Source organism: Streptococcus sp. 2018162 (assembly GCF_019754175.1).
Lineage (GTDB): Bacteria > Bacillota > Bacilli > Lactobacillales > Streptococcaceae > Streptococcus > Streptococcus hashimotonensis.
Map to the genome: position 1 here is coordinate 42,405 of NZ_JAIJZP010000012.1, position 20,011 is coordinate 62,415.

At 41.7% G+C, this 20,011-nt stretch carries 29 protein-coding genes; all 29 read left to right on the forward strand.

Annotated elements, in window-relative coordinates:
- Window positions 1-128 precede the first annotated feature (128 nt).
- The 29 genes from K5Q22_RS08970 to rplR all read left to right on the forward strand — a co-directional run bounded on the left by K5Q22_RS08970 (window position 129) and on the right by rplR (window position 20,009).
- Window positions 129-1,349, forward strand: coding sequence for a folylpolyglutamate synthase/dihydrofolate synthase family protein (locus K5Q22_RS08970; protein ID WP_205014409.1), 1,221 nt, complete (start codon window positions 129-131; stop codon window positions 1,347-1,349).
- Window positions 1,350-1,539: 190 nt separating this feature from the next.
- Window positions 1,540-3,063: a quinol oxidase gene (locus K5Q22_RS08975; protein WP_205014408.1), complete on the forward strand. Its 1,524-nt coding sequence runs from the start codon at window positions 1,540-1,542 to the stop codon at window positions 3,061-3,063.
- Between the two features lie 117 nt (window positions 3,064-3,180).
- A complete protein-coding gene (mutL, locus tag K5Q22_RS08980; RefSeq protein ID WP_205014407.1) occupies window positions 3,181-5,118 on the forward strand; it encodes a DNA mismatch repair endonuclease MutL in 1,938 nt (645 codons plus the stop codon).
- A gap of 38 nt (window positions 5,119-5,156) precedes the next feature.
- Window positions 5,157-5,747 carry a Holliday junction branch migration protein RuvA gene (ruvA, locus tag K5Q22_RS08985; RefSeq protein ID WP_205014406.1) on the forward strand — a complete coding sequence of 197 codons (591 nt, stop codon included), beginning with the start codon at window positions 5,157-5,159 and terminating at the stop codon, window positions 5,745-5,747.
- Between the two features lie 404 nt (window positions 5,748-6,151).
- Window positions 6,152-6,721: a DNA-3-methyladenine glycosylase I gene (locus K5Q22_RS08990; RefSeq protein WP_205014405.1), complete on the forward strand. Its 570-nt coding sequence runs from the start codon at window positions 6,152-6,154 to the stop codon at window positions 6,719-6,721.
- 36 nt (window positions 6,722-6,757) lie between these two features.
- The gene (locus tag K5Q22_RS08995) at window positions 6,758-7,939 is read left to right on the forward strand and encodes a competence/damage-inducible protein A (protein WP_205014404.1); all 1,182 of its coding nucleotides are present in this window, start codon (window positions 6,758-6,760) and stop codon (window positions 7,937-7,939) included.
- A 51-nt stretch (window positions 7,940-7,990) separates the two neighbouring features.
- The gene (recA, locus tag K5Q22_RS09000; protein ID WP_011922545.1) at window positions 7,991-9,142 is read left to right on the forward strand and encodes a recombinase RecA; all 1,152 of its coding nucleotides are present in this window, start codon (window positions 7,991-7,993) and stop codon (window positions 9,140-9,142) included.
- A gap of 234 nt (window positions 9,143-9,376) precedes the next feature.
- Window positions 9,377-9,775: a transcriptional regulator Spx gene (gene spx / locus K5Q22_RS09005; protein WP_002939362.1), complete on the forward strand. Its 399-nt coding sequence runs from the start codon at window positions 9,377-9,379 to the stop codon at window positions 9,773-9,775.
- Window positions 9,776-9,874: 99 nt separating this feature from the next.
- A complete protein-coding gene (locus K5Q22_RS09010) occupies window positions 9,875-10,141 on the forward strand; it encodes an IreB family regulatory phosphoprotein (protein ID WP_002939360.1) in 267 nt (88 codons plus the stop codon).
- The gene (gene ruvX / locus K5Q22_RS09015; RefSeq protein WP_032513027.1) at window positions 10,141-10,560 is read left to right on the forward strand and encodes a Holliday junction resolvase RuvX; all 420 of its coding nucleotides are present in this window, start codon (window positions 10,141-10,143) and stop codon (window positions 10,558-10,560) included. The genes K5Q22_RS09010 and ruvX overlap by 1 nt, the downstream gene beginning before the upstream one ends.
- An 11-nt stretch (window positions 10,561-10,571) precedes the next feature.
- Window positions 10,572-10,904, forward strand: a complete 333-nt coding sequence (locus K5Q22_RS09020) for a DUF1292 domain-containing protein (protein ID WP_023369048.1) — start codon at window positions 10,572-10,574, stop codon at window positions 10,902-10,904.
- A gap of 434 nt (window positions 10,905-11,338) precedes the next feature.
- On the forward strand, window positions 11,339-11,647 hold the full coding sequence (gene rpsJ, locus K5Q22_RS09025; protein WP_002939332.1) for a 30S ribosomal protein S10: 309 nt from the start codon (window positions 11,339-11,341) through the stop codon (window positions 11,645-11,647).
- 71 nt (window positions 11,648-11,718) lie between these two features.
- Window positions 11,719-12,345, forward strand: coding sequence for a 50S ribosomal protein L3 (gene rplC / locus K5Q22_RS09030; protein WP_011921686.1), 627 nt, complete (start codon window positions 11,719-11,721; stop codon window positions 12,343-12,345).
- A gap of 24 nt (window positions 12,346-12,369) precedes the next feature.
- Window positions 12,370-12,993 carry a 50S ribosomal protein L4 gene (gene rplD / locus K5Q22_RS09035; protein ID WP_004195490.1) on the forward strand — a complete coding sequence of 208 codons (624 nt, stop codon included), beginning with the start codon at window positions 12,370-12,372 and terminating at the stop codon, window positions 12,991-12,993.
- The gene (locus tag K5Q22_RS09040) at window positions 12,993-13,292 is read left to right on the forward strand and encodes a 50S ribosomal protein L23 (RefSeq protein WP_004195491.1); all 300 of its coding nucleotides are present in this window, start codon (window positions 12,993-12,995) and stop codon (window positions 13,290-13,292) included. Before rplD ends, K5Q22_RS09040 begins: the two co-directional genes overlap by 1 nt.
- A 17-nt stretch (window positions 13,293-13,309) precedes the next feature.
- Complete coding sequence (gene rplB, locus K5Q22_RS09045; protein WP_205014403.1) at window positions 13,310-14,143, forward strand: 50S ribosomal protein L2; 834 nt, start codon at window positions 13,310-13,312, stop codon at window positions 14,141-14,143.
- A 104-nt stretch (window positions 14,144-14,247) separates the two neighbouring features.
- On the forward strand, window positions 14,248-14,529 hold the full coding sequence (rpsS, locus tag K5Q22_RS09050) for a 30S ribosomal protein S19 (RefSeq protein WP_000533766.1): 282 nt from the start codon (window positions 14,248-14,250) through the stop codon (window positions 14,527-14,529).
- A 17-nt stretch (window positions 14,530-14,546) separates the two neighbouring features.
- Entirely contained in the window at window positions 14,547-14,891 is a 345-nt protein-coding gene (gene rplV / locus K5Q22_RS09055) for a 50S ribosomal protein L22 (protein ID WP_002936662.1), read from the forward strand.
- A 12-nt stretch (window positions 14,892-14,903) separates the two neighbouring features.
- Window positions 14,904-15,557 (forward strand): 30S ribosomal protein S3, encoded by a 654-nt coding sequence (gene rpsC / locus K5Q22_RS09060; RefSeq protein WP_002936661.1) that lies wholly within the window; start codon window positions 14,904-14,906, stop codon window positions 15,555-15,557.
- A 3-nt stretch (window positions 15,558-15,560) separates the two neighbouring features.
- Window positions 15,561-15,974, forward strand: a complete 414-nt coding sequence (rplP, locus tag K5Q22_RS09065; protein ID WP_002936660.1) for a 50S ribosomal protein L16 — start codon at window positions 15,561-15,563, stop codon at window positions 15,972-15,974.
- Between the two features lie 9 nt (window positions 15,975-15,983).
- Window positions 15,984-16,190 carry a 50S ribosomal protein L29 gene (rpmC, locus tag K5Q22_RS09070; RefSeq protein WP_002936659.1) on the forward strand — a complete coding sequence of 69 codons (207 nt, stop codon included), beginning with the start codon at window positions 15,984-15,986 and terminating at the stop codon, window positions 16,188-16,190.
- A 23-nt stretch (window positions 16,191-16,213) separates the two neighbouring features.
- On the forward strand, window positions 16,214-16,474 hold the full coding sequence (rpsQ, locus tag K5Q22_RS09075) for a 30S ribosomal protein S17 (protein ID WP_000440801.1): 261 nt from the start codon (window positions 16,214-16,216) through the stop codon (window positions 16,472-16,474).
- 24 nt (window positions 16,475-16,498) lie between these two features.
- A complete protein-coding gene (rplN, locus tag K5Q22_RS09080; RefSeq protein WP_002936658.1) occupies window positions 16,499-16,867 on the forward strand; it encodes a 50S ribosomal protein L14 in 369 nt (122 codons plus the stop codon).
- A 182-nt stretch (window positions 16,868-17,049) separates the two neighbouring features.
- Complete coding sequence (gene rplX / locus K5Q22_RS09085) at window positions 17,050-17,355, forward strand: 50S ribosomal protein L24 (RefSeq protein WP_002936656.1); 306 nt, start codon at window positions 17,050-17,052, stop codon at window positions 17,353-17,355.
- Between the two features lie 23 nt (window positions 17,356-17,378).
- Entirely contained in the window at window positions 17,379-17,921 is a 543-nt protein-coding gene (gene rplE, locus K5Q22_RS09090) for a 50S ribosomal protein L5 (protein ID WP_002936653.1), read from the forward strand.
- Window positions 17,922-17,935: 14 nt separating this feature from the next.
- Window positions 17,936-18,121 carry a type Z 30S ribosomal protein S14 gene (locus K5Q22_RS09095; protein ID WP_002936651.1) on the forward strand — a complete coding sequence of 62 codons (186 nt, stop codon included), beginning with the start codon at window positions 17,936-17,938 and terminating at the stop codon, window positions 18,119-18,121.
- Between the two features lie 191 nt (window positions 18,122-18,312).
- A complete protein-coding gene (rpsH, locus tag K5Q22_RS09100; protein WP_002936647.1) occupies window positions 18,313-18,711 on the forward strand; it encodes a 30S ribosomal protein S8 in 399 nt (132 codons plus the stop codon).
- A gap of 316 nt (window positions 18,712-19,027) precedes the next feature.
- On the forward strand, window positions 19,028-19,564 hold the full coding sequence (gene rplF / locus K5Q22_RS09105; RefSeq protein WP_004195502.1) for a 50S ribosomal protein L6: 537 nt from the start codon (window positions 19,028-19,030) through the stop codon (window positions 19,562-19,564).
- Between the two features lie 88 nt (window positions 19,565-19,652).
- On the forward strand, window positions 19,653-20,009 hold the full coding sequence (gene rplR / locus K5Q22_RS09110; protein ID WP_002936641.1) for a 50S ribosomal protein L18: 357 nt from the start codon (window positions 19,653-19,655) through the stop codon (window positions 20,007-20,009).
- Window positions 20,010-20,011 lie beyond the last annotated feature (2 nt).

Consider the following 20,011-nt stretch of genomic DNA (forward strand, 5'->3'; position numbering starts at 1 on the left):
TTTTTTTGGTCGTCTTGGTGGTAACTGGGGGAAATGGACTGATGGATAATAGAGTTCCTCAATGTATTATCAAAAGCCAACATCCGTTAGGCTTTTTTGTTATACTAGACAGTATGTAGGAGGTGGCTATGTTAGAAAATTGGTTAAACACCAAGCAAGGTCAGGTGTTTCATTACAAGATGGAAAAGATTGAGTATGCCCTAGAACAGCTAGGAAATCCCCAGTTTGCAGTGCCGGTCATTCATGTTGCTGGAACCAATGGCAAGGGATCGACTATTGCCTTTATGCGCCAGCTATTTCAGGCACATGACTTGCGTGTCGGCAGTTTCGTGTCACCCCACATGGTGAGCGTACACGACAGGATTTGTATCGACAGCCAGCCCATTTCTGACCATGATTTTCAGCACTATTTACAGAAAGTCTACGACTTGGAGCAGGAAGTCGCCACTCGTTATGAGCCTTTTCGCTATTTTGAGGTCATGGTGCTCATTATGTTCCTCTATTTCCAGGACCAGCAGCTCGATGTGGCACTAGTAGAGGTGGGCATCGGAGGGCTTTTGGATACGACCAATGTCGTGGCACCAGCCCTAAGCGTGATCACCTCCATCGGCATGGACCATCAGGATTTATTAGGCTCGACTTTAGGGGAAATAGCAGAGCAGAAAGCAGGGATTATCAAGGAAAACGTGCCTGTCGTCCTTGGACCACTTTGTCCAGAAACCACAGCCATCTGTCACCAAATTGCCCTTGATAAACAAGCACCTGTCTACCAATTTGGTCAGGAATTCACCTATAAAGCAGGACAGTTCAGCAATACGGACATCGATCTGTCGGAATTAGTTCTGGGTCTGGCAGGCCATCATCAAGAAGAGAATGCGGCCGTAGCCCTACAAACTTTTATACTCTATATGACCAATATCCAAAAAGATATTCAACCTCAGTTGATTCAACAAGCCCTTGCCCAAACCAGCTGGCCTGGTCGTTTGGAATTGGTTGCTCAAGAGCCAAAAATCTATTTGGACGGAGCCCACAATGTCCCAGCTATCGAACGTTTGGTTGAATTTATTCAGGTTCAAGAAGAGCCTGTTACCATTCTCTTTTCAGCTCTTCGGCGCAAGGACTTTCAAGAAATGCTGGAATTATTGGACGAAAAGTTACCACATATTGCCCTTATATTAACCAGCTTTGCTTATGACGGTGCCTTGTCCGAGGAAAACCGTCAAGGACGAGATTATGTTGAGAACTATCAGCAGTTTATAGAAGACTGGCAATCTAGCGAGCAAGGGATTTTGATTGTCACAGGTTCTCTTTACTTTATCTCAGAAGTTCGTCGGATTTTTAAAAAATGACAATCATTTTGCGAATAAATAGGTATGACACATGCAGAAAAAATAGCATTTCTAAAGGAATTTGAAAAGCTCAAACGCCATACCTTTCGCCAGTTAGAACAGTTTGCAAAAATTTCTAGAACTCCCGATAGGAAATGACATCGGGAGTGCTTTTTGATATAATAAGGAAAGCAAATCCAAGGAGAAGAAAATGACAGAATTAGATGTAGTTTCGGACGTAGTTACTCATCCTGAGGAAACTTATCGGCGTAGTCGTAGAGCATCACGCAGACAGCAAGTGCAACTGAATGGTGAATTTCATGAAAGAGTATTAAAGACAAAGTATTGGCCAGCTCTTGTTTGGAGCTTAGTTTTAAGTGTTTTTAGCGTAGCCAATCCACTGCTAATGCCATTTGCAACCAATATACAAACTCAAAATTTATATGCAGGGATGGCAATGGCAAATGGACAAATCCCTTATGGTGATTTCTTTGGTACAAGCGGGTTATTATTCTACTTACTTGCTTTCTTAGGTCATCTGGGAGGGACTTTCATTATCTTTGGAATCCTCCAGTTTATAGCGTTACTGATAGCGGGAATCTATTTCTATAAGATTGTAGCTTATTTTAGTCAGTCAGAACACCTCGCGACAAGTTCTAGTCATTGGTTCTATGTGTTTATTTTTGCACTTGGTTTTGGAGGGATGTATGCAGAAATGTTTGCTCTTCCGTTTCTTTTGACTAGTGTGTGGTTTCTGGTCCGCTATTTTGAAAATGCAGTGCGTGATGAGGCATTTATCCTCTACGGAATCGATGCGGCATTGGTATTTTTAATTTACCCAAAAAGTCTGATTCTTTGGTTAGTTGCGGGTCTAGTTTTATTTATTTTTAATATCCAACACCGCCAAGTTACTCGAGGAATCTATCAATTATTAGCGACCATTTTTGGTTTTCTTCTGATTCTATATGCGGTAGGTTATTATGCTTTTGAGGCACAGATTCTGGGGACAGCTATTCAACAAACTTTCCTTTATAACTTACAGTTAGACTTTCACCATTCCTATCTATATTTAGCCTTGGCGATTGTGTCTGTATTTTTACTCTTATCTGGATTCTTTAAAAGTTTCATCCAAATGGTGTTTTCTTTCAAACAAGGAAGACATACCTATATCAAAGTTCTCCTATTACTGACTTTCTTAGTTCAATGTGTCTTTATTATTGGGAATGCAAACTTTCAATGGAGCCAACTCATTCTTCTTTTACCGTATGGTTTTGCGATGTCAGTCGTTTACCTGCGTGATGAGGATGTAGAAGATCATCGTGGGTATTTGCGTCGTCAATTCTTCCTTCCATTAGCTATTTGCTTGGGTATTATCGCTCAACCTGCTTATCTTTATTTGGTACAGGGAGATTTGAGAACTGACCGTGAACAAGTTGCCAATTACATTGGTGAACAAACGAAAGATTCGGATAAGATTTATGTTTGGGATAATAGCGCAAGTATCTATCTTTCAAGTCAACGTTTATCCGCCGCAACGATTACTACAGCAGAACCCTATCTGAATACTGACGACAATAAAAATAGCTTGATGTATGACATCAATAAAAATGAGGCAAAATTTGTAGTCGTCAATAAGAATTTGCTAATTCTAGATGAAATCAAGACAAATTTAGAATCACAGTACCAGTCTGTTCAGACAACGGATTACTTTACGATTTATCAAAAGAATGAATGATTGCTCAGGCAGTCATTTTTTCTATAGCCTATCTGGGAAAAGGAGGGAAAGTGGATATGTGGTATAATGGAAAAATAAGCATTCGGGAAAAATTATTAAAGAAATGTAGGAGAAATGATGTCACATATTATTGAACTACCAGAAATACTAGCCAACCAGATTGCGGCTGGTGAGGTCATTGAGCGACCAGCCAGTGTGGTTAAGGAGTTGGTGGAAAATTCCATTGACGCAGGGGCTAGTCAGATTGAAATTAGTGTTGAAGAGGCTGGCCTTAAAATGATTCAAATCACGGATAACGGTGAGGGGATTGCCCCTGATGAAGTAGCGCTTGCCCTCCGCCGTCACGCCACCAGTAAGATAAAAAGTCAATCGGATTTGTTTCGTATTCGTACCCTCGGTTTTCGTGGAGAAGCTCTGCCTTCCATTGCTTCTGTCAGTCATATGGTTATTGAGACAGCTACGGCAGACTCTGCACATGGGCTTCATTTGGAGGCCAAAGGCGGTGTCATCGAGAAAGAGGAGCCAGTTAGTCGTCCAGTTGGTACGCAGATTAATGTTTCGGATTTATTTTACAATACCCCTGCTCGTCTCAAATACGTTCGCAGTCAACAGGCTGAATTATCACATATTGTTGATGTTGTAAATCGATTGAGTCTAGCTCATCCGGAAATAGCTTTTGCCTTAGTAAACGAAGGACGAGAATTAATTAGAACTGCAGGGACAGGGAAACTTCGTCAGGCAATTTCAGGGATTTATGGGATTGCTTCTGCCAAAAAAATGGTTGAAATTGAGGCAGAAGACCTGGATTTTCAGATTTCAGGTTACGTTTCCTTGCCAGAGTTGACTCGTGCCAACCGCAACTACATTTCCATTTTCATCAATGGTCGCTATATCAAGAATTTTTTGCTTAATCGAGCGATTTTGGAAGGTTATGGTAGTAAGTTGATGGTTGGACGCTTTCCGCTGGCGGTGATTTCTATTGAGATTGATCCTTATTTGGCTGATGTCAATGTCCATCCGACCAAGCAGGAAGTTCGCATCTCCAAGGAAAAAGAACTCATGACCTTGATTCGAGAGGCGATTAGTCAAGCGCTTAAAGAGCAGGACTTGATACCAGATGCTCTTGAGAATTTAGCTCAGTCAAGTACTCGACCAAAAGTAAAAGCAGAGCAAGGCACCTTACCACTCAAAGAGCCAAAAATCTATTATGATACGATTAAGCAAGACTTCTTCTTAAAACCAGACGTGGTCGCTGAGGATGTCAAACCTCTCGAAGAGGATAGGCAAGAGATTGTTGAGTCGCCTGTCGAAAATAAACCTACATCTGTTCAATTTGCAGAACGTCAGTCGGTGGAATCAGAAGATCAGGAGCATCCTAATCTAAGTGCAAAAGAATTGGCAAAACTGGCAGATAAATTAGACCGTGAGGAAACCTCGACATTTCCAGAGTTAGAATATTTTGGTCAAATGCATGGGACGTATTTATTTGCACAAGGTAAGACAGGACTTTATATCATTGACCAGCATGCCGCACAAGAACGGGTCAAATACGAATACTATCGTGAGAAAATTGGACAGGTTGACAATTCAGCTCAACAGTTATTGGTGCCGTATATTTTTGAATTTCCGCAGAATGATGCCCTTAACCTTGTCCACAAAATGGATGCTCTTCGTCAAGTTGGTGTCAACTTGGAAGAGTATGGTGTCAATCAATTCATCTTGCGTGAACATCCTATTTGGATGAAGGAAGAGGAGATTGAGTCTGGCATCTATGAGATGTGTGACATGTTGCTCTTGACGGATCAGGTGTCAATCAAGCAGTATCGGGCAGAACTGGCTATCATGATGTCTTGTAAACGGTCAATCAAGGCCAACCATGCTTTGGATGATTATTCGGCGCGTGATTTATTGAGACAATTGTCTTACTGCCAAAATCCCTATAATTGCCCGCACGGTCGCCCTGTCTTAGTGCATTTTAGCAAGTCGGACATGGAAAAAATGTTCCGTCGCATTCAGGAAAATCACACGAGTTTGCGTGAATTGGGCAAGTATTAACATAGTTGAAAAAGTTGACACATTAGTAAAGGAAGTATATGTACGACTATATCAAAGGAATTTTAACGAAAATAACTGCAAAATATATTGTGGTAGAAACGTATGGAGTAGGCTATATCTTGCAGGTTGCTAACCCCTACGCCTATTCAGGACAAGTCCAGCAAGAAGTGACTGTCTATACTCATCAGGTGATTCGTGAGGATGCTCATCTGCTTTACGGATTTGCTACAGAAAATGAAAAATCCGTCTTTCTGAGTCTGATTTCAGTATCAGGAATTGGTCCAACAACGGCTCTGGCTATTATTGCTGTCGATGATAATGATGGGCTTGTTCGTGCCATTGAGCAGAAAAACATTACCTACCTGACCAAGTTTCCGAAGATTGGCAAGAAAACAGCCCAGCAGATGATTTTGGACCTGGAAGGCAAGTTTGTTATCAGCGAAGAAGCTGGTCCTGTCCAACCAACAGCTCCTGCCAGTGAAAATATCGCCCTCGAAGAAGCTATGGAGGCTATGGAAGCCCTTGGTTACCGACCAGCCGAACTCAAGAAAATCAAGAAATTCTTCGACGGCACCAATGACACCGCCGAAAACTACATCAAGTCAGCCCTTAAAATGTTGATGAAGTAACGTACCAGTATGATGGTTACTAAAGTAACTCATCATACTACGGCAATCGCTATTTGCGACTTGCCTAGGTACCTTACTAATTCGCCACAAAAATAATGTCGATTTTTGCGGCTCATGTCGTGTCCAGATACAAAGGCGTTAAGCGATACAAAGAGAAAATAGACGGCCGAACAGAAATTTTGTTAGAAAATTTCGTTGTGAGACCTCCGCAATGACAACTAGGTAAAAGGCGAGTTTTGACGAAGCCTTTTGCCAGATGTCAACTGCGTTACTCGGTGATATTTAGGACTTAGAGTTACGATTTGCAAAGTATCGTAGCCGTGTTCGATTACCCTACCAGTACGATGCTTGCTGAATCAAGTAGCTAAAAGTATTAAGTAAACTGTATGTGAAAAGGAGTTTCTATGTCCCGTTGTGCTTGGGTTAATCTAAATAATCCACTTTATATTGCTTACCATGATGATGAATGGGGTAAGCCACTTCACGATGAGCAGGCCCTATTCGAGTTGCTTTGCTTGGAATCCTACCAAGCTGGACTTTCCTGGGAAATTGTTCTCAACAAACGCCAGGCTTTTCGCTCTGCTTTTTTCAACTATGATATTCAAAAGGTTGCGGCCATGATAGATAGCGAGTTAGACGGTCTTCTTGCCAATCCCAACATCATTCGCCACAAGGCAAAGCTGTACGCCACCCGTGCTAATGCCCAGGCCTTTCTTCGAGTACAGGAGGAATTCGGCACGTTTGATACGTATCTTTGGGAATGGGTTAACTTTACATCTATCGACAACCCTGTCAAGTCCTTCCGAGAATTGCCGACCAAGAACGACTTGTCTGAGCGAATTTCAAAAGATTTGAAAAAGCGAGGTTTCAAATTTGTAGGTCCTGTCTGTATTTATTCTTATTTGCAGGCTGCAGGTCTGTTGAATGAACATGAAGAAACTTGTGAGATTGGAAAGAAATTACGAACTAATTAGATGAGCGAGCAATCGCACCCTAGACAGAGGAGGAATATGAAAGCAGAACTAATCGCCGTTGGGACGGAGATTTTGACAGGCCAAATCGTTAATACCAATGCTCAGTTCCTTTCGGAGAAATGTGCAGAGCTGGGAATTGATGTTTATTTCCACACAGCTGTTGGAGATAATGAACAGCGACTATTGTCTGTACTTGAAATTGCAAGTAAACGGAGTGATATGGTCATTTTATGTGGTGGTTTAGGTCCTACTGAAGACGACTTGACTAAGCAAACTTTAGCGACATTTTTGCAAAAAGAGTTGGTTGTTGACGAACTAGCGATGGCAAAATTAGACCGTTTCTTTGCCAGTCGACCAGGTCGTGTTCGCACACCTAATAATGAGCGTCAAGCGCAGATTGTGGAGGGAAGTCGGGCGCTACAGAACCCAGCAGGGTTAGCTGTTGGTGGTATGATTGAGCAAGATGGTGTGACTTATATTGTTTTACCCGGACCACCAAGTGAACTCAAGGCTATGTTTTCTGAGAGTTTGTTACCTTTTTTGACTCAATCTCAGCAGCAACTTTATTCGCGAGTCCTACGCTTTTTTGGCATTGGTGAAAGCCAGTTGGTGACTGTTTTGGCGGACTTGATTGACAAGCAGACAGACCCAACTCTTGCACCCTATGCTAAGGTTGGAGAGGTAACTTTACGCTTGTCCACCAAGGCGACCAGCCAAGAAGAAGCAAATCTACGTTTGAATCAGTTGGAAGAAGAAATCTTACAACATGACAAACTGGCAGACTATTTCTATGCCTACGGAGAGGACAATAGTTTGGTCAAAATGGTAGCGTCTTGTTTGATAGAGAAAAAACAAACTATAGCCATCGTCGAACAGGGGACAGGTGGTCTCTTGCAAGCTGAATTGAGTTTGGCTTTGGCTGATCAGCCGTATTTTAGCGAAGGGAAAGTCATCGGTCAGCTAGGGACAGAATCGGGCTGGCTATCAGAGGAAGTTGACTGCATTCGGCAGGAGCTGCAAGCTGATTTGGGTCTGGCTGTGTCTGTGCTTATCAAGCCTGAGTCGACAGAGGACAACGTACTTGCAAAAGTATATCTCACTTTGGCTATGACCTCGGGTATTTCCCAAAAAGAGATAGATTTAGGTGGTTATTCGTGGCAATACCTTCGCCAGCTTGCTTGTCTGCAGGCCTGGGATTTTGTACGAAACACTTTGTGAAATAGCAGATATTTGCTATAATAGTTTGACTAAGAAAAGAGGAGAAAATCATTGGCTAAGAAACCAGGAAAAAAATTAGAAGATATTACAAAGAAATTTGGCGATGAGCGTAAAAAAGCGCTGGATGATGCCCTAAAATCAATTGAAAAAGATTTTGGTAAGGGTGCTGTCATGCGTCTTGGTGAGCGTGCTGAGCAAAAAGTTCAAGTCATGAGTTCAGGTAGCTTGTCAATCGACATTGCGCTTGGAGCGGGTGGCTATCCGAAGGGACGTATCATTGAGATTTACGGTCCAGAGAGCTCAGGTAAGACAACTGTTGCCCTTCACGCAGTAGCTCAAGCCCAGAAAGATGGCGGTATTGCTGCCTTTATCGATGCGGAGCATGCCTTGGATCCAGCCTATGCAGCAGCTCTTGGTGTCAATATTGATGAGTTGCTCTTGTCACAGCCAGACTCAGGAGAGCAGGGTCTTGAAATTGCAGGCAAGCTGATTGACTCTGGTGCGGTTGACTTGGTTGTTGTTGACTCGGTTGCAGCCCTTGTACCACGTGCAGAAATCGATGGCGATATTGGTGATAGCCACGTTGGTTTGCAGGCTCGTATGATGAGTCAGGCCATGCGTAAACTCGGTGCATCCATTAACAAAACAAAAACAGTAGCTATTTTCATTAACCAATTGCGTGAAAAAGTCGGTGTCATGTTTGGTAACCCTGAAACAACGCCAGGTGGACGTGCGCTTAAATTCTATGCATCTGTCCGTATGGATGTTCGTGGAAACACACAAATCAAAGGAACAGGCGACAAGAAAGATCAAAACGTTGGTAAGGAAACCAAGGTGAAGATTGTGAAAAACAAGGTGGCGCCACCATTTAAAGAAGCTGTTGTTGAAATCATGTACGGTGAAGGAATTTCTCGCACAGGTGAATTGATTGAGATTGGTAGCAACCTCGGTATCATCCAAAAAGCAGGTGCTTGGTATTCATATAATGGAGAGAAAATTGGCCAAGGTTCTGAAAATGCTAAGAAATTCTTAGCAGATAATCCAGCCATCTTTGATGAAATTGACCGCAAGATTCGTGTTCATTATGGTTTGATTGAAGCAGATGGAGTTGAAGAGGTTGCGACCGAAGAAGCTCCTGTTGTTGCGGAAGAGATCCAAGATGTTATCCTAGATCTTGATGGCGGTATTGAATTAGAAGATTAATTCCTAACAAAATAGATTTAATATTGAACCATTGGCGCATATCTATTATAGGTATGTGCGAAATTGTTTAGTATAAGCACGAAAAAGTCTGGAGATTCCAGGCTTTTTTCTAATAAAAACCGAATTTTTACCCTAAAATTTAATGTTTTTCAAAAAATAGGTCTGCAGACCGAGGGAATTTATGATATAATAGTCTATAATGTGCTTAATAAAATGTAGCAAAGGAGTGACTACATGATTAAAATTTATACTGTATCTAGTTGTACTTCTTGTAAGAAAGCGAAAAATTGGTTAAATGCTCACCAATTATCTTATAATGAGCATAATCTTGCGAAGGAAGCCATTACTAAGGAAGAAATCCTAAACATCTTAACAAAAACAGAGAATGGTATTGCAAGTATCGTATCGTCAAAAAACCGTTATGCAAAGAGTCTGGACTTTGATATTGAAGAGTTGAGTGTGAATGAGGTCATTGATTTAATTACCTCTAACCCACGTATTTTGAAGAGTCCAATCTTGATTGACGAGAAACGACTTCAAGTGGGCTATAAAGAAGATGATATACGCGCTTTCTTGCCACGTGCAGTGCGCAATGTTGAAAATGCTCAAGCTCGTATGAGAGCAGCTCTATAAGATGTACAAAAGGACTCTTTTGGGGTTCTTTTTGCGCATTTTTTGAGAATAATTAAAATTTGTGATATAATGTAAAAAATAGGGAAAGAAGGTGTAAGTATGGGATTTACCGAAGAAACCGTTCGTTTTCGCCTAGATGATACAGATAAACAAGAAATCAGCAAAACATTGACTAGTGTTTATCGTTCGCTAGAGGAAAAGGGCTATAATCCGATTAACCAAATCATTGGCTATGTATTAAGTGGGGACCCTGCTTATATTCCTCGCTATAATGATGCCCGCAATCAGATTCGTAAGCATGAACGAGATGAAATCATTGAAGAATTGGTGCGCTACTATTTGAAAGGGAATGGGATTGACCTCTAATGAGAATAATGGGATTAGACGTCGGTTCCAAGACAGTTGGTGTAGCCATTTCAGATCCATTAGGTTTCACGGCCCAAGGGTTGGAAATCATCCCAATCGATGAAGAAAAGGGCGAATTCGGTCTGGAGCGATTGACCGAACTTGTAGAACAGTACAAGGTTGATAAATTTGTTATAGGCTTGCCGAAGAATATGAATAATACTAGTGGCCCACGTGTGGAAGCTAGTCAAGCTTACGGTGATTTATTGACTGAGCGTTATAAACTTCCAGTTGATTATCAGGATGAACGTTTAACAACTGTTGCAGCAGAACGGATGCTGATTGAGCAAGCGGATATCAGCCGAGGAAAACGCAAGAAAGTTATTGATAAATTAGCAGCTCAGCTGATTTTACAAAATTATTTAGATAGAACATTTTAAAGGAGATTCTAATGGCACATCATCATGACCATGAACACGACCACAATCACGACCACAATCACGACGAACGTGAATTGATTACTTTGGTAGACGACCAAGGTAACGAAACACTTTTTGAAATCTTATTGACGATTGACGGTCAAGAAGAGTTTGGTAAGAACTATGTTCTCTTGATTCCTGCAAGTGCAGAAGAAGATGAGAACGGAGAAGTTGAAATCCAAGCCTACTCATACATTGAGAATGAGAATGGCACAGAAGGCGATTTGCAACCTATCCCAGAAGACGCAACAGCAGAATGGGATATGATTGAAGAAGTCTTTAACAGCTTTATGGAAGAGGAATAAAAAGGTCCAGTGGACCTTTTTATCGTGAGCCTGAAAACAAGAAAGTGAATTAAGGTCCAGTGGACCTTTTTATCATGAGCCTGAAAATCAAAAGGGAGGCCAGATGAAAGATAGATCTACAGAAAGAAGTAAGAGGCTGAGTGAGGAATTAGAGAGGCGTCTACTGGCTGATAAAAATATTTTGGTCATATTAGACATAATGGATAGAAGTAATGAAGAATCCTGAAATAAAAGTTTTGGGATTTTTTGAATTTTTGAGTAAAAACTCTTGCAATGAGAAATATAATCTGATAGAATGTTCTAGTGCCGTAAAAATTACGGCTGTAGCTTTGATGCAAGAGGTTGCGACACGCTCGGTTGCATTGCCACGCAACACGTGTTGGTTTTCTTGTGGAGCTAGCCTATTATGTTAAATAGACGAAAAGGAGAAAAAGATGGCAAACAAAAAAATCCGCATCCGCTTGAAAGCGTACGAACACCGTACACTTGATACAGCAGCTGCAAAAATCGTTGAAACTGCAACACGTACAGGTGCTCAAGTAGCAGGTCCAGTTCCACTTCCAACAGAACGTAGCCTCTACACAATCATCCGTGCGACTCACAAGTATAAAGACTCTCGTGAGCAGTTCGAAATGCGTACACACAAACGTTTGATCGACATCATCAACCCAACTCAAAAAACAGTTGATGCGTTGATGAAATTGGATCTTCCAAGTGGTGTAAACGTAGAAATCAAACTTTAATTGATTTTGAGCATAAAAAACGCTCGTTAAAAACTTTTTGACTATAAAATAAGAAAAGGAATATTTTTCTCATGACAAAAGGAATCTTAGGGAAAAAAGTGGGAATGACTCAAATCTTCACTGAATCTGGTGAATTTATCCCTGTTACTGTCATCGAAGCAACTCCAAACGTTGTTCTTCAAGTGAAAACAGTTGAAACTGATGGTTATGCAGCAGTTCAAGTTGGTTTTGATGACAAACGTGAAGTATTGAGCAACAAACCTGCCAAAGGCCATGTAGCTAAAGCTAACACAGCTCCTAAGCGCTTCATTCGTGAATTCAAAAACATTGAAGGCTTGGAAGTTGGACAAGAAATTACAGTTGAAACTTTCGCAGCTGGTGATGTTGTTGATGTAACTGGTACATCTAAAGGTAAAGGTTTCCAAGGTGTTATCAAACGCCATGGTCAATCACGTGGTCCTATGGCTCACGGTTCTCGTTACCACCGTCGTCCAGGTTCTATGGGTCCTGTTGCACCTAACCGTGTATTCAAAGGTAAAAACCTTGCAGGTCGCATGGGCGGCAACCGTGTAACAATTCAAAACCTTGAAGTTGTACAAGTTGTTCCAGAAAAGAACGTTATCCTTATCAAAGGTAACGTACCAGGTGCTAAGAAATCTCTTATCACTATCAAGTCAGCAGTTAAAGCTGGTAAATAATAAGGAAAGGGGAAATCAGTCGAAATGGCAAACGTAACATTATTTGACCAAACTGGTAAACAAGCTGGTGAAGTAGTTCTTAACGATGCGATCTTTGGTATCGAGCCAAACCAAGCAGTTGTATTTGATGTGATCATCAGCCAACGTGCTAGCCTTCGTCAAGGTACTCACGCAGTTAAAAACCGTTCAGCAGTCTCAGGTGGCGGACGCAAACCATGGCGTCAAAAAGGAACTGGACGTGCTCGTCAAGGTTCTATCCGTTCACCACAATGGCGTGGCGGTGGCGTAGTCTTCGGACCAACTCCACGTTCATACGCGTACAAACTTCCACAAAAAGTTCGTCGCTTGGCACTTAAATCTGTTTACTCGGAAAAAGTTGCTGAAAACAAATTTGTAGCTGTTAACTCACTTGAATTCACAGCTCCAAAAACTGCTGAATTTGCAAAAGTACTTGCAGCATTGAGCATTGATTCTAAAGTCCTTGTTATTCTTGAAGAAGGCAACGAATTCGCAGCTCTTTCTGCTCGTAACATCCCAGGAGTTAAAGTTGCAACTGCAACAACTGCAAGCGTACTTGACATCGCAAATGCAGACAAACTTCTTGTAACTCAAGCAGCTATCTCTAAAATTGAGGAGGTTCTTGCATAATGAATTTGTATGATGTTATCAAAAAACCTGTCATCACAGAAAGCTCAATGGGCCAACTCGAAGCAGGCAAGTATGTATTTGAAGTTGACACTCGTGCACACAAACTCTTGATCAAACAAGCTGTTGAAGCTGCATTCGAGGGTGTTAAAGTTGCAAATGTTAACACAATCAACGTGAAACCTAAAACAAAACGCGTAGGTCGTTATGTAGGTCGCACAAACAAAGTGAAAAAAGCAATCATCACATTGGCTGCTGATTCAAAAGCGATCGAATTGTTCGCTACAGCTGACGCTGAATAATCAAAGGAGGAATTAACGTGGGTATTAAAGTTTATAAACCAACGACAAATGGCCGTCGTAACATGACTTCTTTGGACTTCGCTGAAATCACAACAAGCACTCCAGAAAAAAGCTTGCTTGTTGCTTTGAAGAGCAAAACTGGTCGTAACAACAACGGTCGCATCACTGTTCGTCACCAAGGTGGCGGTCACAAACGTTTCTACCGTTTGGTAGACTTCAAACGTAACAAAGATGGCGTTGAAGCAATCGTTAAAACTATCGAGTACGATCCAAACCGTTCAGCAAACATCGCTCTTGTACACTACACAGACGGTGTTAAAGCTTACATCATTGCTCCTAAAGGTCTTGAAGTTGGTCAACGCATCGTTTCAGGTCCAGAAGCAGATATCAAAGTTGGTAACGCACTTCCACTTGCAAACATCCCAGTCGGTACTGTTGTTCACAACATCGAGTTGAAACCAGGTCGCGGTGGTGAGTTGGTTCGTGCTGCTGGTGCATCTGCACAGGTTCTTGGTCAAGAAGGTAAATACGTTCTTGTTCGCCTTCAATCAGGTGAAGTTCGTATGATCCTTGGTACTTGCCGTGCTACTGTTGGTACAGTAGGTAACGAACAACATGGTCTTGTTAACCTTGGTAAAGCAGGTCGTAGCCGTTGGAAAGGTATCCGTCCAACAGTTCGCGGTTCTGTAATGAACCCTAACGATCACCCACACGGTGGTGGTGAAGGTAAAGCACCAGTTGGTCGTAAAGCACCATCTACACCATGGGGTAAACCAGCTCTTGGTTTGAAAACTCGTAACAAGAAAGCTAAATCTGACAAACTTATCGTTCGTCGTCGCAACCAAAAATAATCTAATCTTAGTTGCTTAGCATTCTATATCATCCGCCAACTCGGTAGTCCGCTATTTTGCGGACAAGCCGCTGTGGTACATATTTTAAAGGAGAAAACACTAAAATGGGACGTAGTCTTAAAAAAGGACCTTTCGTCGATGAGCATTTGATGAAAAAAGTTGAAGCTCAAGCAAACGACGAAAAGAAAAAAGTAATTAAAACTTGGTCACGTCGTTCAACGATCTTCCCAAGTTTCATCGGTTATACAATCGCAGTTTACGATGGACGTAAACACGTACCTGTATACATTCAAGAAGACATGGTAGGTCACAAACTTGGTGAATTTGCACCAACTCGTACTTACAAAGGTCATGCTGCTGACGACAAGAAAACTCGTCGTAAATAATTTAGGAGGAAAACACAATGGCAGAAATTACTTCAGCTAAAGCAACTGCTCGCACAGTACGTGTTTCACCTCGTAAATCACGTCTTGTCTTGGATAACATCCGTGGCAAAAGCGTAGCAGACGCAATCGCAATCTTGAAATTCACACCAAACAAAGCTGCAGGCATTATCGAGGGAGTTTTGAACTCAGCAATCGCTAACGCTGAAAACAACTTTGGTTTGGAAAAAGCTAACTTGGTAGTCAGCGAAGCATTCGCAAACGAAGGACCAACGTTGAAACGTTTCCGTCCACGTGCGAAAGGTTCTGCTTCACCAATCAACAAACGCACAGCTCACATCACTGTAGTTGTGGCAGAGAAATAAGGAGGTAAAAACGTGGGTCAAAAAGTACATCCAATTGGTATGCGTGTTGGCATCATCCGTGATTGGGATGCTAAATGGTATGCTGAAAAAGAATACGCGGATTACCTTCATGAAGATCTTGCAATCCGCAACTTTATCAAAAAAGAATTGGCTGATGCGTCAACATCAACAATCGAAATCGAACGTGCTGTAAATAAAGTAATCGTTTCTATCCACACTGCTAAGCCAGGTATGGTTATCGGTAAAGCTGGTAGCAACGTTGATGCACTTCGTGCTCAATTGAACAAATTGACTGGTAAGCAAGTACACATCAACATCATCGAAATCAAACAACCTGATTTGGATGCACACCTTGTTGGTGAGTCAATCGCTCGTCAATTGGAGCAACGTGTGGCATTCCGCCGTGCTCAAAAACAAGCTATCCAACGTGCAATGCGCGCTGGTGCAAAAGGTATCAAAACACAAGTTTCTGGCCGTTTGAACGGTGCTGACATTGCCCGTGCAGAAGGCTACTCAGAAGGAACTGTTCCTCTTCATACACTTCGTGCGGATATCGACTACGCTTGGGAAGAAGCTTTGACAACTTACGGTAAACTTGGTGTTAAAGTATGGATCTACCGTGGTGAAGTTCTTCCAGCTCGTAAAAACACTAAAGGAGGTAAATAACAAATGTTAGTACCTAAACGTGTAAAACACCGTCGTGAATTCCGTGGAAAAATGCGCGGTGAAGCTAAAGGTGGAAAACAAGTAGACTTTGGTCAATACGGTCTTCAAGCAACTACTAGCTCATGGATTACAAACCGCCAAATCGAAGCTGCCCGTATCGCTATGACGCGTTACATGAAACGTGGTGGTAAAGTTTGGATCAAGATCTTCCCACACAAATCATACACTGCTAAAGCTATCGGTGTACGTATGGGTTCTGGTAAAGGTGCTCCTGAAGGTTGGGTAGCTCCAGTTAAACGCGGTAAGGTTATGTTTGAAGTAGCTGGCGTTTCTGAAGAAATCGCTCGCGAAGCATTCCGCCTTGCTGGTCACAAATTGCCAGTTAAAGTTAAATTCGTAAAACGTGAAGCAGAATAAGGAGAAGACATGAAACTTCAAGAAATTAAAGATTTTGTAAAAGAACTTCGTGGCCTTTCTCAAGAAGAACTTGCTAAGAAAGAAAACGAATTGAAGAAAGAACTCTTCGAACTTCGTTTCCAAGCTGCTGCTGGTCAACTTGAGCAAACTGCTCGTTTGAACGAAGTGAAGAAACAAATTGCACGTATCAAAACTGTGCAATCTGAAACTAAATAATAGATTGGGAAAGGAGAATTTCAATGGAACGCAATAATCGTAAAGTTCTTGTTGGACGCGTAGTATCTGACAAAATGGACAAAACAATCACAGTTGTAGTTGAAACAAAACGTAACCACCCAGTCTATGGTAAACGTATTAACTACTCTAAAAAGTACAAAGCTCATGATGAAAACAATGTTGCTAAAGAAGGCGATATCGTTCGTATCATGGAAACTCGCCCACTTTCAGCTACAAAACGTTTCCGTCTTGTAGAAGTTGTGGAAGAGGCAGTTATCATTTAATCAACCTGAAAGGAGAAAATTGACATGATTCAAACAGAAACTCGTTTGAAAGTTGCTGACAACAGTGGCGCACGTGAAATCTTGACAATCAAAGTTCTTGGTGGTTCAGGACGTAAATTCGCGAACATCGGCGACATCATCGTTGCTTCAGTAAAACAAGCTACTCCTGGTGGTGCGGTTAAAAAAGGTGACGTTGTTAAAGCCGTTATCGTTCGTACTAAGACAGGTGCTCGTCGTGCTGATGGTTCATACATCAAATTCGATGAGAATGCTGCAGTTATCATCCGTGAAGACAAAAACCCTCGCGGAACTCGTATCTTTGGCCCAGTGGCACGCGAATTGCGTGATGGCGGTTTCATGAAAATCGTTTCATTGGCACCAGAAGTACTTTAATCAAATAGTTTTAGGAAATTTGTTACAGACTAGGCAGTTTGTTGTAAATAGTACTTGGGTACATCAAAACAAACTAACGAAGTCTGTGACGGATTTAGTAAACTAGAAAACAAACTAAGTCCCCTGGTTAAATCACTAACCAGGGTGCCCATTAGGGCGTAAGAAATCATAGGAGAAATCAAATGTTTGTAAAAAAAGGCGATAAAGTTCGCGTAATCGCTGGTAAAGACAAAGGCGTTGAAGCAGTTGTCGTAACAGCACTTCCAAAAGTAAACAAAGTTATTGTTGAAGGTGTTAACATCGTTAAGAAACACCAAAAACCAAACAGCGAAAACCCTCAAGGCGCTATCGTTGAAAAAGAAGCTCCAATCCATGTGTCAAACGTTCAAGTTCTTGACAAAAATGGTGTTGCAGGACGCGTTGGTTACAAGTTTGTAGACGGCAAAAAAGTTCGCTACAACAAAAAATCAGGCGAAGTGCTTGATTAATCACGAAGGAAAGGAGAAGTATAATGGCAAATCGTTTAAAAGAAAAATATCTTAATGAAGTAGTTCCTGCTTTGACTGAACAATTTAACTATTCTTCAGTTATGGCTGTGCCAAAAGTTGATAAGATCGTTTTGAACATGGGTGTTGGTGACGCTGTTTCTAACGCTAAAAACCTTGAGAAAGCTGCTCAAGAATTGGCTTTGATCTCAGGTCAAAAACCACTTATCACTAAAGCTAAGAAATCAATCGCCGGCTTCCGTCTTCGTGAGGGTGTTGCGATCGGTGCGAAAGTAACTCTTCGTGGCGAACGTATGTATGAGTTCTTGGACAAATTGGTTACAGTTTCACTTCCACGTGTACGTGACTTCCACGGTGTACCAACTAAATCATTTGACGGACGTGGTAACTACACACTTGGTGTGAAAGAGCAATTGATCTTCCCAGAAATCAACTTCGACGATGTTGATAAGACTCGCGGTATGGATATCGTTATCGTTACAACTGCTAACACTGACGAAGAATCACGTGCATTGCTTACTGGCCTTGGTATGCCGTTTGCAAAATAAGAGGGAGAGAATAAATGGCTAAAAAATCAATGATCGCTAAGAACAAACGCCCAGCTAAGTTCTCTACACAAGCTTACACACGCTGTGAAAAATGTGGACGTCCACACTCAGTTTACCGCAAATTCAAATTGTGCCGTGTATGCTTCCGCGACTTGGCTTACCTTGGACAAATTCCTGGCGTAACAAAAGCTTCTTGGTAAGAATAACTTGCTATTCCCTTGCAATTCGTCGTCAGCACTTCTGGCCATACCTCAGTATTGCCTGCGAAGTGCTTCCTAGACTTGCTTAGGACTAGCAACTTATTCTATATATACACTTACTACTTGTCCGCAAGGACATCATTAACTAGCAAGTGATCCAATCAAACTGCTAGTAAGAGGAGAAACAACAAATGGTTATGACTGACCCAATTGCAGATTTTTTGACACGTATTCGTAACGCTAACCAAGCAAAACACGAAGTGCTTGAAGTTCCTGCATCAAACATCAAAAAAGGTATTGCTACAATCCTTAAAAACGAAGGTTTTGTGAAAAACGTTGAATTCATCGAAGATGACAAACAAGGTATCATCCGTGTATTCTTGAAATACGGACCAAACGGTGAAAAAGTTATCACTAACTTGAAACGCGTTTCAAAACCAGGTCTTCGTGTTTACTCAAAACGTGAAGATATTCCAAAAGTTCTTAACGGACTTGGTATCGCAATCATCTCAACATCAGAAGGTCTTTTGACTGACAAACAAGCTCGTCAAAAGAACGTTGGTGGTGAGGTTATCGCATACGTTTGGTAATCTTTTAGCTTCCAATTTCGTCATGTGCCTGTGTTAGAGCGTCTTGGCATACTCGAGTATAGTCTGCGTCGCTCTGCCTTGTCACATTTAGAAATTGAAACCTAAAAGCATGATTGCTTCTCAAATGCGATCATAAAACCTGCTCATTCGAACACGGGCTAAAGTCTGTGTAAAAAAGACAATCCGTCCTCGAAGCTTAGGCTTCTGCGTCAGGATTCCTATTTTTACATTGACTTCTTAACGCCCTCTGTATCATGAGCCCCCGTGAAAACTAGTCGCTAGACGGCTTGATAATTTAACAGGAGAATTAAAAAATATGTCACGTATTGGTAATAAAGTAATTACATTGCCTGCTGGTGTTGAGCTTGCTCAAAACAACGGCGTGGTAACTGTAAAAGGACCTAAAGGGGAATTGACTCGTGAATTCCCAACTGCTATTGAAATCCGTGTGGAAGGTGCAGAAGTAACTCTTCACCGTCCAAACGATTCAAAAGAAATGAAGACTATTCACGGTACTAGCCGTGCTAACCTCAACAACATGGTTGTTGGTGTTTCTGAAGGCTTCAAAAAAGAACTTGAAATGCGTGGTGTCGGTTACCGTGCTCAATTGGCTGGTAACAAATTGACACTTGCTGTTGGTAAATCACATCCAGATGAAGTGGTTGCACCAGAAGGTATCACATTTGAAGTTCCAACACCAACACAAATCGTCGTGTCTGGTATCAACAAAGAAGTTGTTGGTCAAACAGCAGCTTACATCCGTAGCCTTCGCGCTCCTGAGCCATACAAAGGTAAAGGTATCCGCTACGTTGGTGAATTCGTTCGCCGTAAAGAAGGTAAAACAGGTAAATAATAGCTTGCTGAGGTGGCTTAGCCACCTGGCTGACTATTTCTCAAATTGTTTCGTAAGAAACAGAATCATACATTAAGAGGTGAATATTGTGATTTCAAAACCAGATAAAAACAAAATCCGCCAAAAACGCCACCGTCGCGTTCGCGGTAAAATCTCTGGAACTGCTGCTCGCCCACGTTTGAACATTTTCCGTTCTAATACAGGCATCTACGCTCAAGTGATTGATGACGTAGCGGGTGTAACGCTCGCAAGCGCTTCTACTCTTGATAAAGAAGTTTCAAAAGGTACTAAGACAGAACAAGCTGTTGTTGTAGGTAAACTCGTTGCTGAACGCGCGGTAGCTAAAGGTATTTCTGAAGTGGTCTTTGACCGCGGTGGATATCTCTATCACGGACGTGTGAAAGCTTTGGCTGAATCAGCTCGTGAAAACGGATTGAAATTCTAATA

Bases quoted from the DNA above. Each gene is read 5' to 3' on its own strand.
- K5Q22_RS08995 (WP_205014404.1), top strand. From the start codon at position 6,758: ATGAAAGCAGAACTAATCGCCGTTGGGACGGAGATTTTGACAGGCCAA.
- rpsS (WP_000533766.1), top strand. From the start codon at position 14,248: ATGGGACGTAGTCTTAAAAAAGGACCTTTCGTCGATGAGCATTTGATG.
- rplX (WP_002936656.1), top strand. From the start codon at position 17,050: ATGTTTGTAAAAAAAGGCGATAAAGTTCGCGTAATCGCTGGTAAAGAC.
- rpmC (WP_002936659.1), top strand. From the start codon at position 15,984: ATGAAACTTCAAGAAATTAAAGATTTTGTAAAAGAACTTCGTGGCCTT.
- rplP (WP_002936660.1), top strand. From the start codon at position 15,561: ATGTTAGTACCTAAACGTGTAAAACACCGTCGTGAATTCCGTGGAAAA.
- rplC (WP_011921686.1), top strand. From the start codon at position 11,719: ATGACAAAAGGAATCTTAGGGAAAAAAGTGGGAATGACTCAAATCTTC.
- K5Q22_RS09020 (WP_023369048.1), top strand. From the start codon at position 10,572: ATGGCACATCATCATGACCATGAACACGACCACAATCACGACCACAAT.
- ruvX (WP_032513027.1), top strand. From the start codon at position 10,141: ATGAGAATAATGGGATTAGACGTCGGTTCCAAGACAGTTGGTGTAGCC.
- rplN (WP_002936658.1), top strand. From the start codon at position 16,499: ATGATTCAAACAGAAACTCGTTTGAAAGTTGCTGACAACAGTGGCGCA.
- rpsH (WP_002936647.1), top strand. From the start codon at position 18,313: ATGGTTATGACTGACCCAATTGCAGATTTTTTGACACGTATTCGTAAC.
- rpsQ (WP_000440801.1), top strand. From the start codon at position 16,214: ATGGAACGCAATAATCGTAAAGTTCTTGTTGGACGCGTAGTATCTGAC.
- ruvA (WP_205014406.1), top strand. From the start codon at position 5,157: ATGTACGACTATATCAAAGGAATTTTAACGAAAATAACTGCAAAATAT.
- rpsJ (WP_002939332.1), top strand. From the start codon at position 11,339: ATGGCAAACAAAAAAATCCGCATCCGCTTGAAAGCGTACGAACACCGT.
- K5Q22_RS09095 (WP_002936651.1), top strand. From the start codon at position 17,936: ATGGCTAAAAAATCAATGATCGCTAAGAACAAACGCCCAGCTAAGTTC.
- rplF (WP_004195502.1), top strand. From the start codon at position 19,028: ATGTCACGTATTGGTAATAAAGTAATTACATTGCCTGCTGGTGTTGAG.
- K5Q22_RS08990 (WP_205014405.1), top strand. From the start codon at position 6,152: ATGTCCCGTTGTGCTTGGGTTAATCTAAATAATCCACTTTATATTGCT.
- K5Q22_RS08975 (WP_205014408.1), top strand. From the start codon at position 1,540: ATGACAGAATTAGATGTAGTTTCGGACGTAGTTACTCATCCTGAGGAA.
- K5Q22_RS08970 (WP_205014409.1), top strand. From the start codon at position 129: ATGTTAGAAAATTGGTTAAACACCAAGCAAGGTCAGGTGTTTCATTAC.
- K5Q22_RS09010 (WP_002939360.1), top strand. From the start codon at position 9,875: ATGGGATTTACCGAAGAAACCGTTCGTTTTCGCCTAGATGATACAGAT.
- spx (WP_002939362.1), top strand. From the start codon at position 9,377: ATGATTAAAATTTATACTGTATCTAGTTGTACTTCTTGTAAGAAAGCG.
- rplE (WP_002936653.1), top strand. From the start codon at position 17,379: ATGGCAAATCGTTTAAAAGAAAAATATCTTAATGAAGTAGTTCCTGCT.
- mutL (WP_205014407.1), top strand. From the start codon at position 3,181: ATGTCACATATTATTGAACTACCAGAAATACTAGCCAACCAGATTGCG.
- rplD (WP_004195490.1), top strand. From the start codon at position 12,370: ATGGCAAACGTAACATTATTTGACCAAACTGGTAAACAAGCTGGTGAA.
- rplV (WP_002936662.1), top strand. From the start codon at position 14,547: ATGGCAGAAATTACTTCAGCTAAAGCAACTGCTCGCACAGTACGTGTT.
- K5Q22_RS09040 (WP_004195491.1), top strand. From the start codon at position 12,993: ATGAATTTGTATGATGTTATCAAAAAACCTGTCATCACAGAAAGCTCA.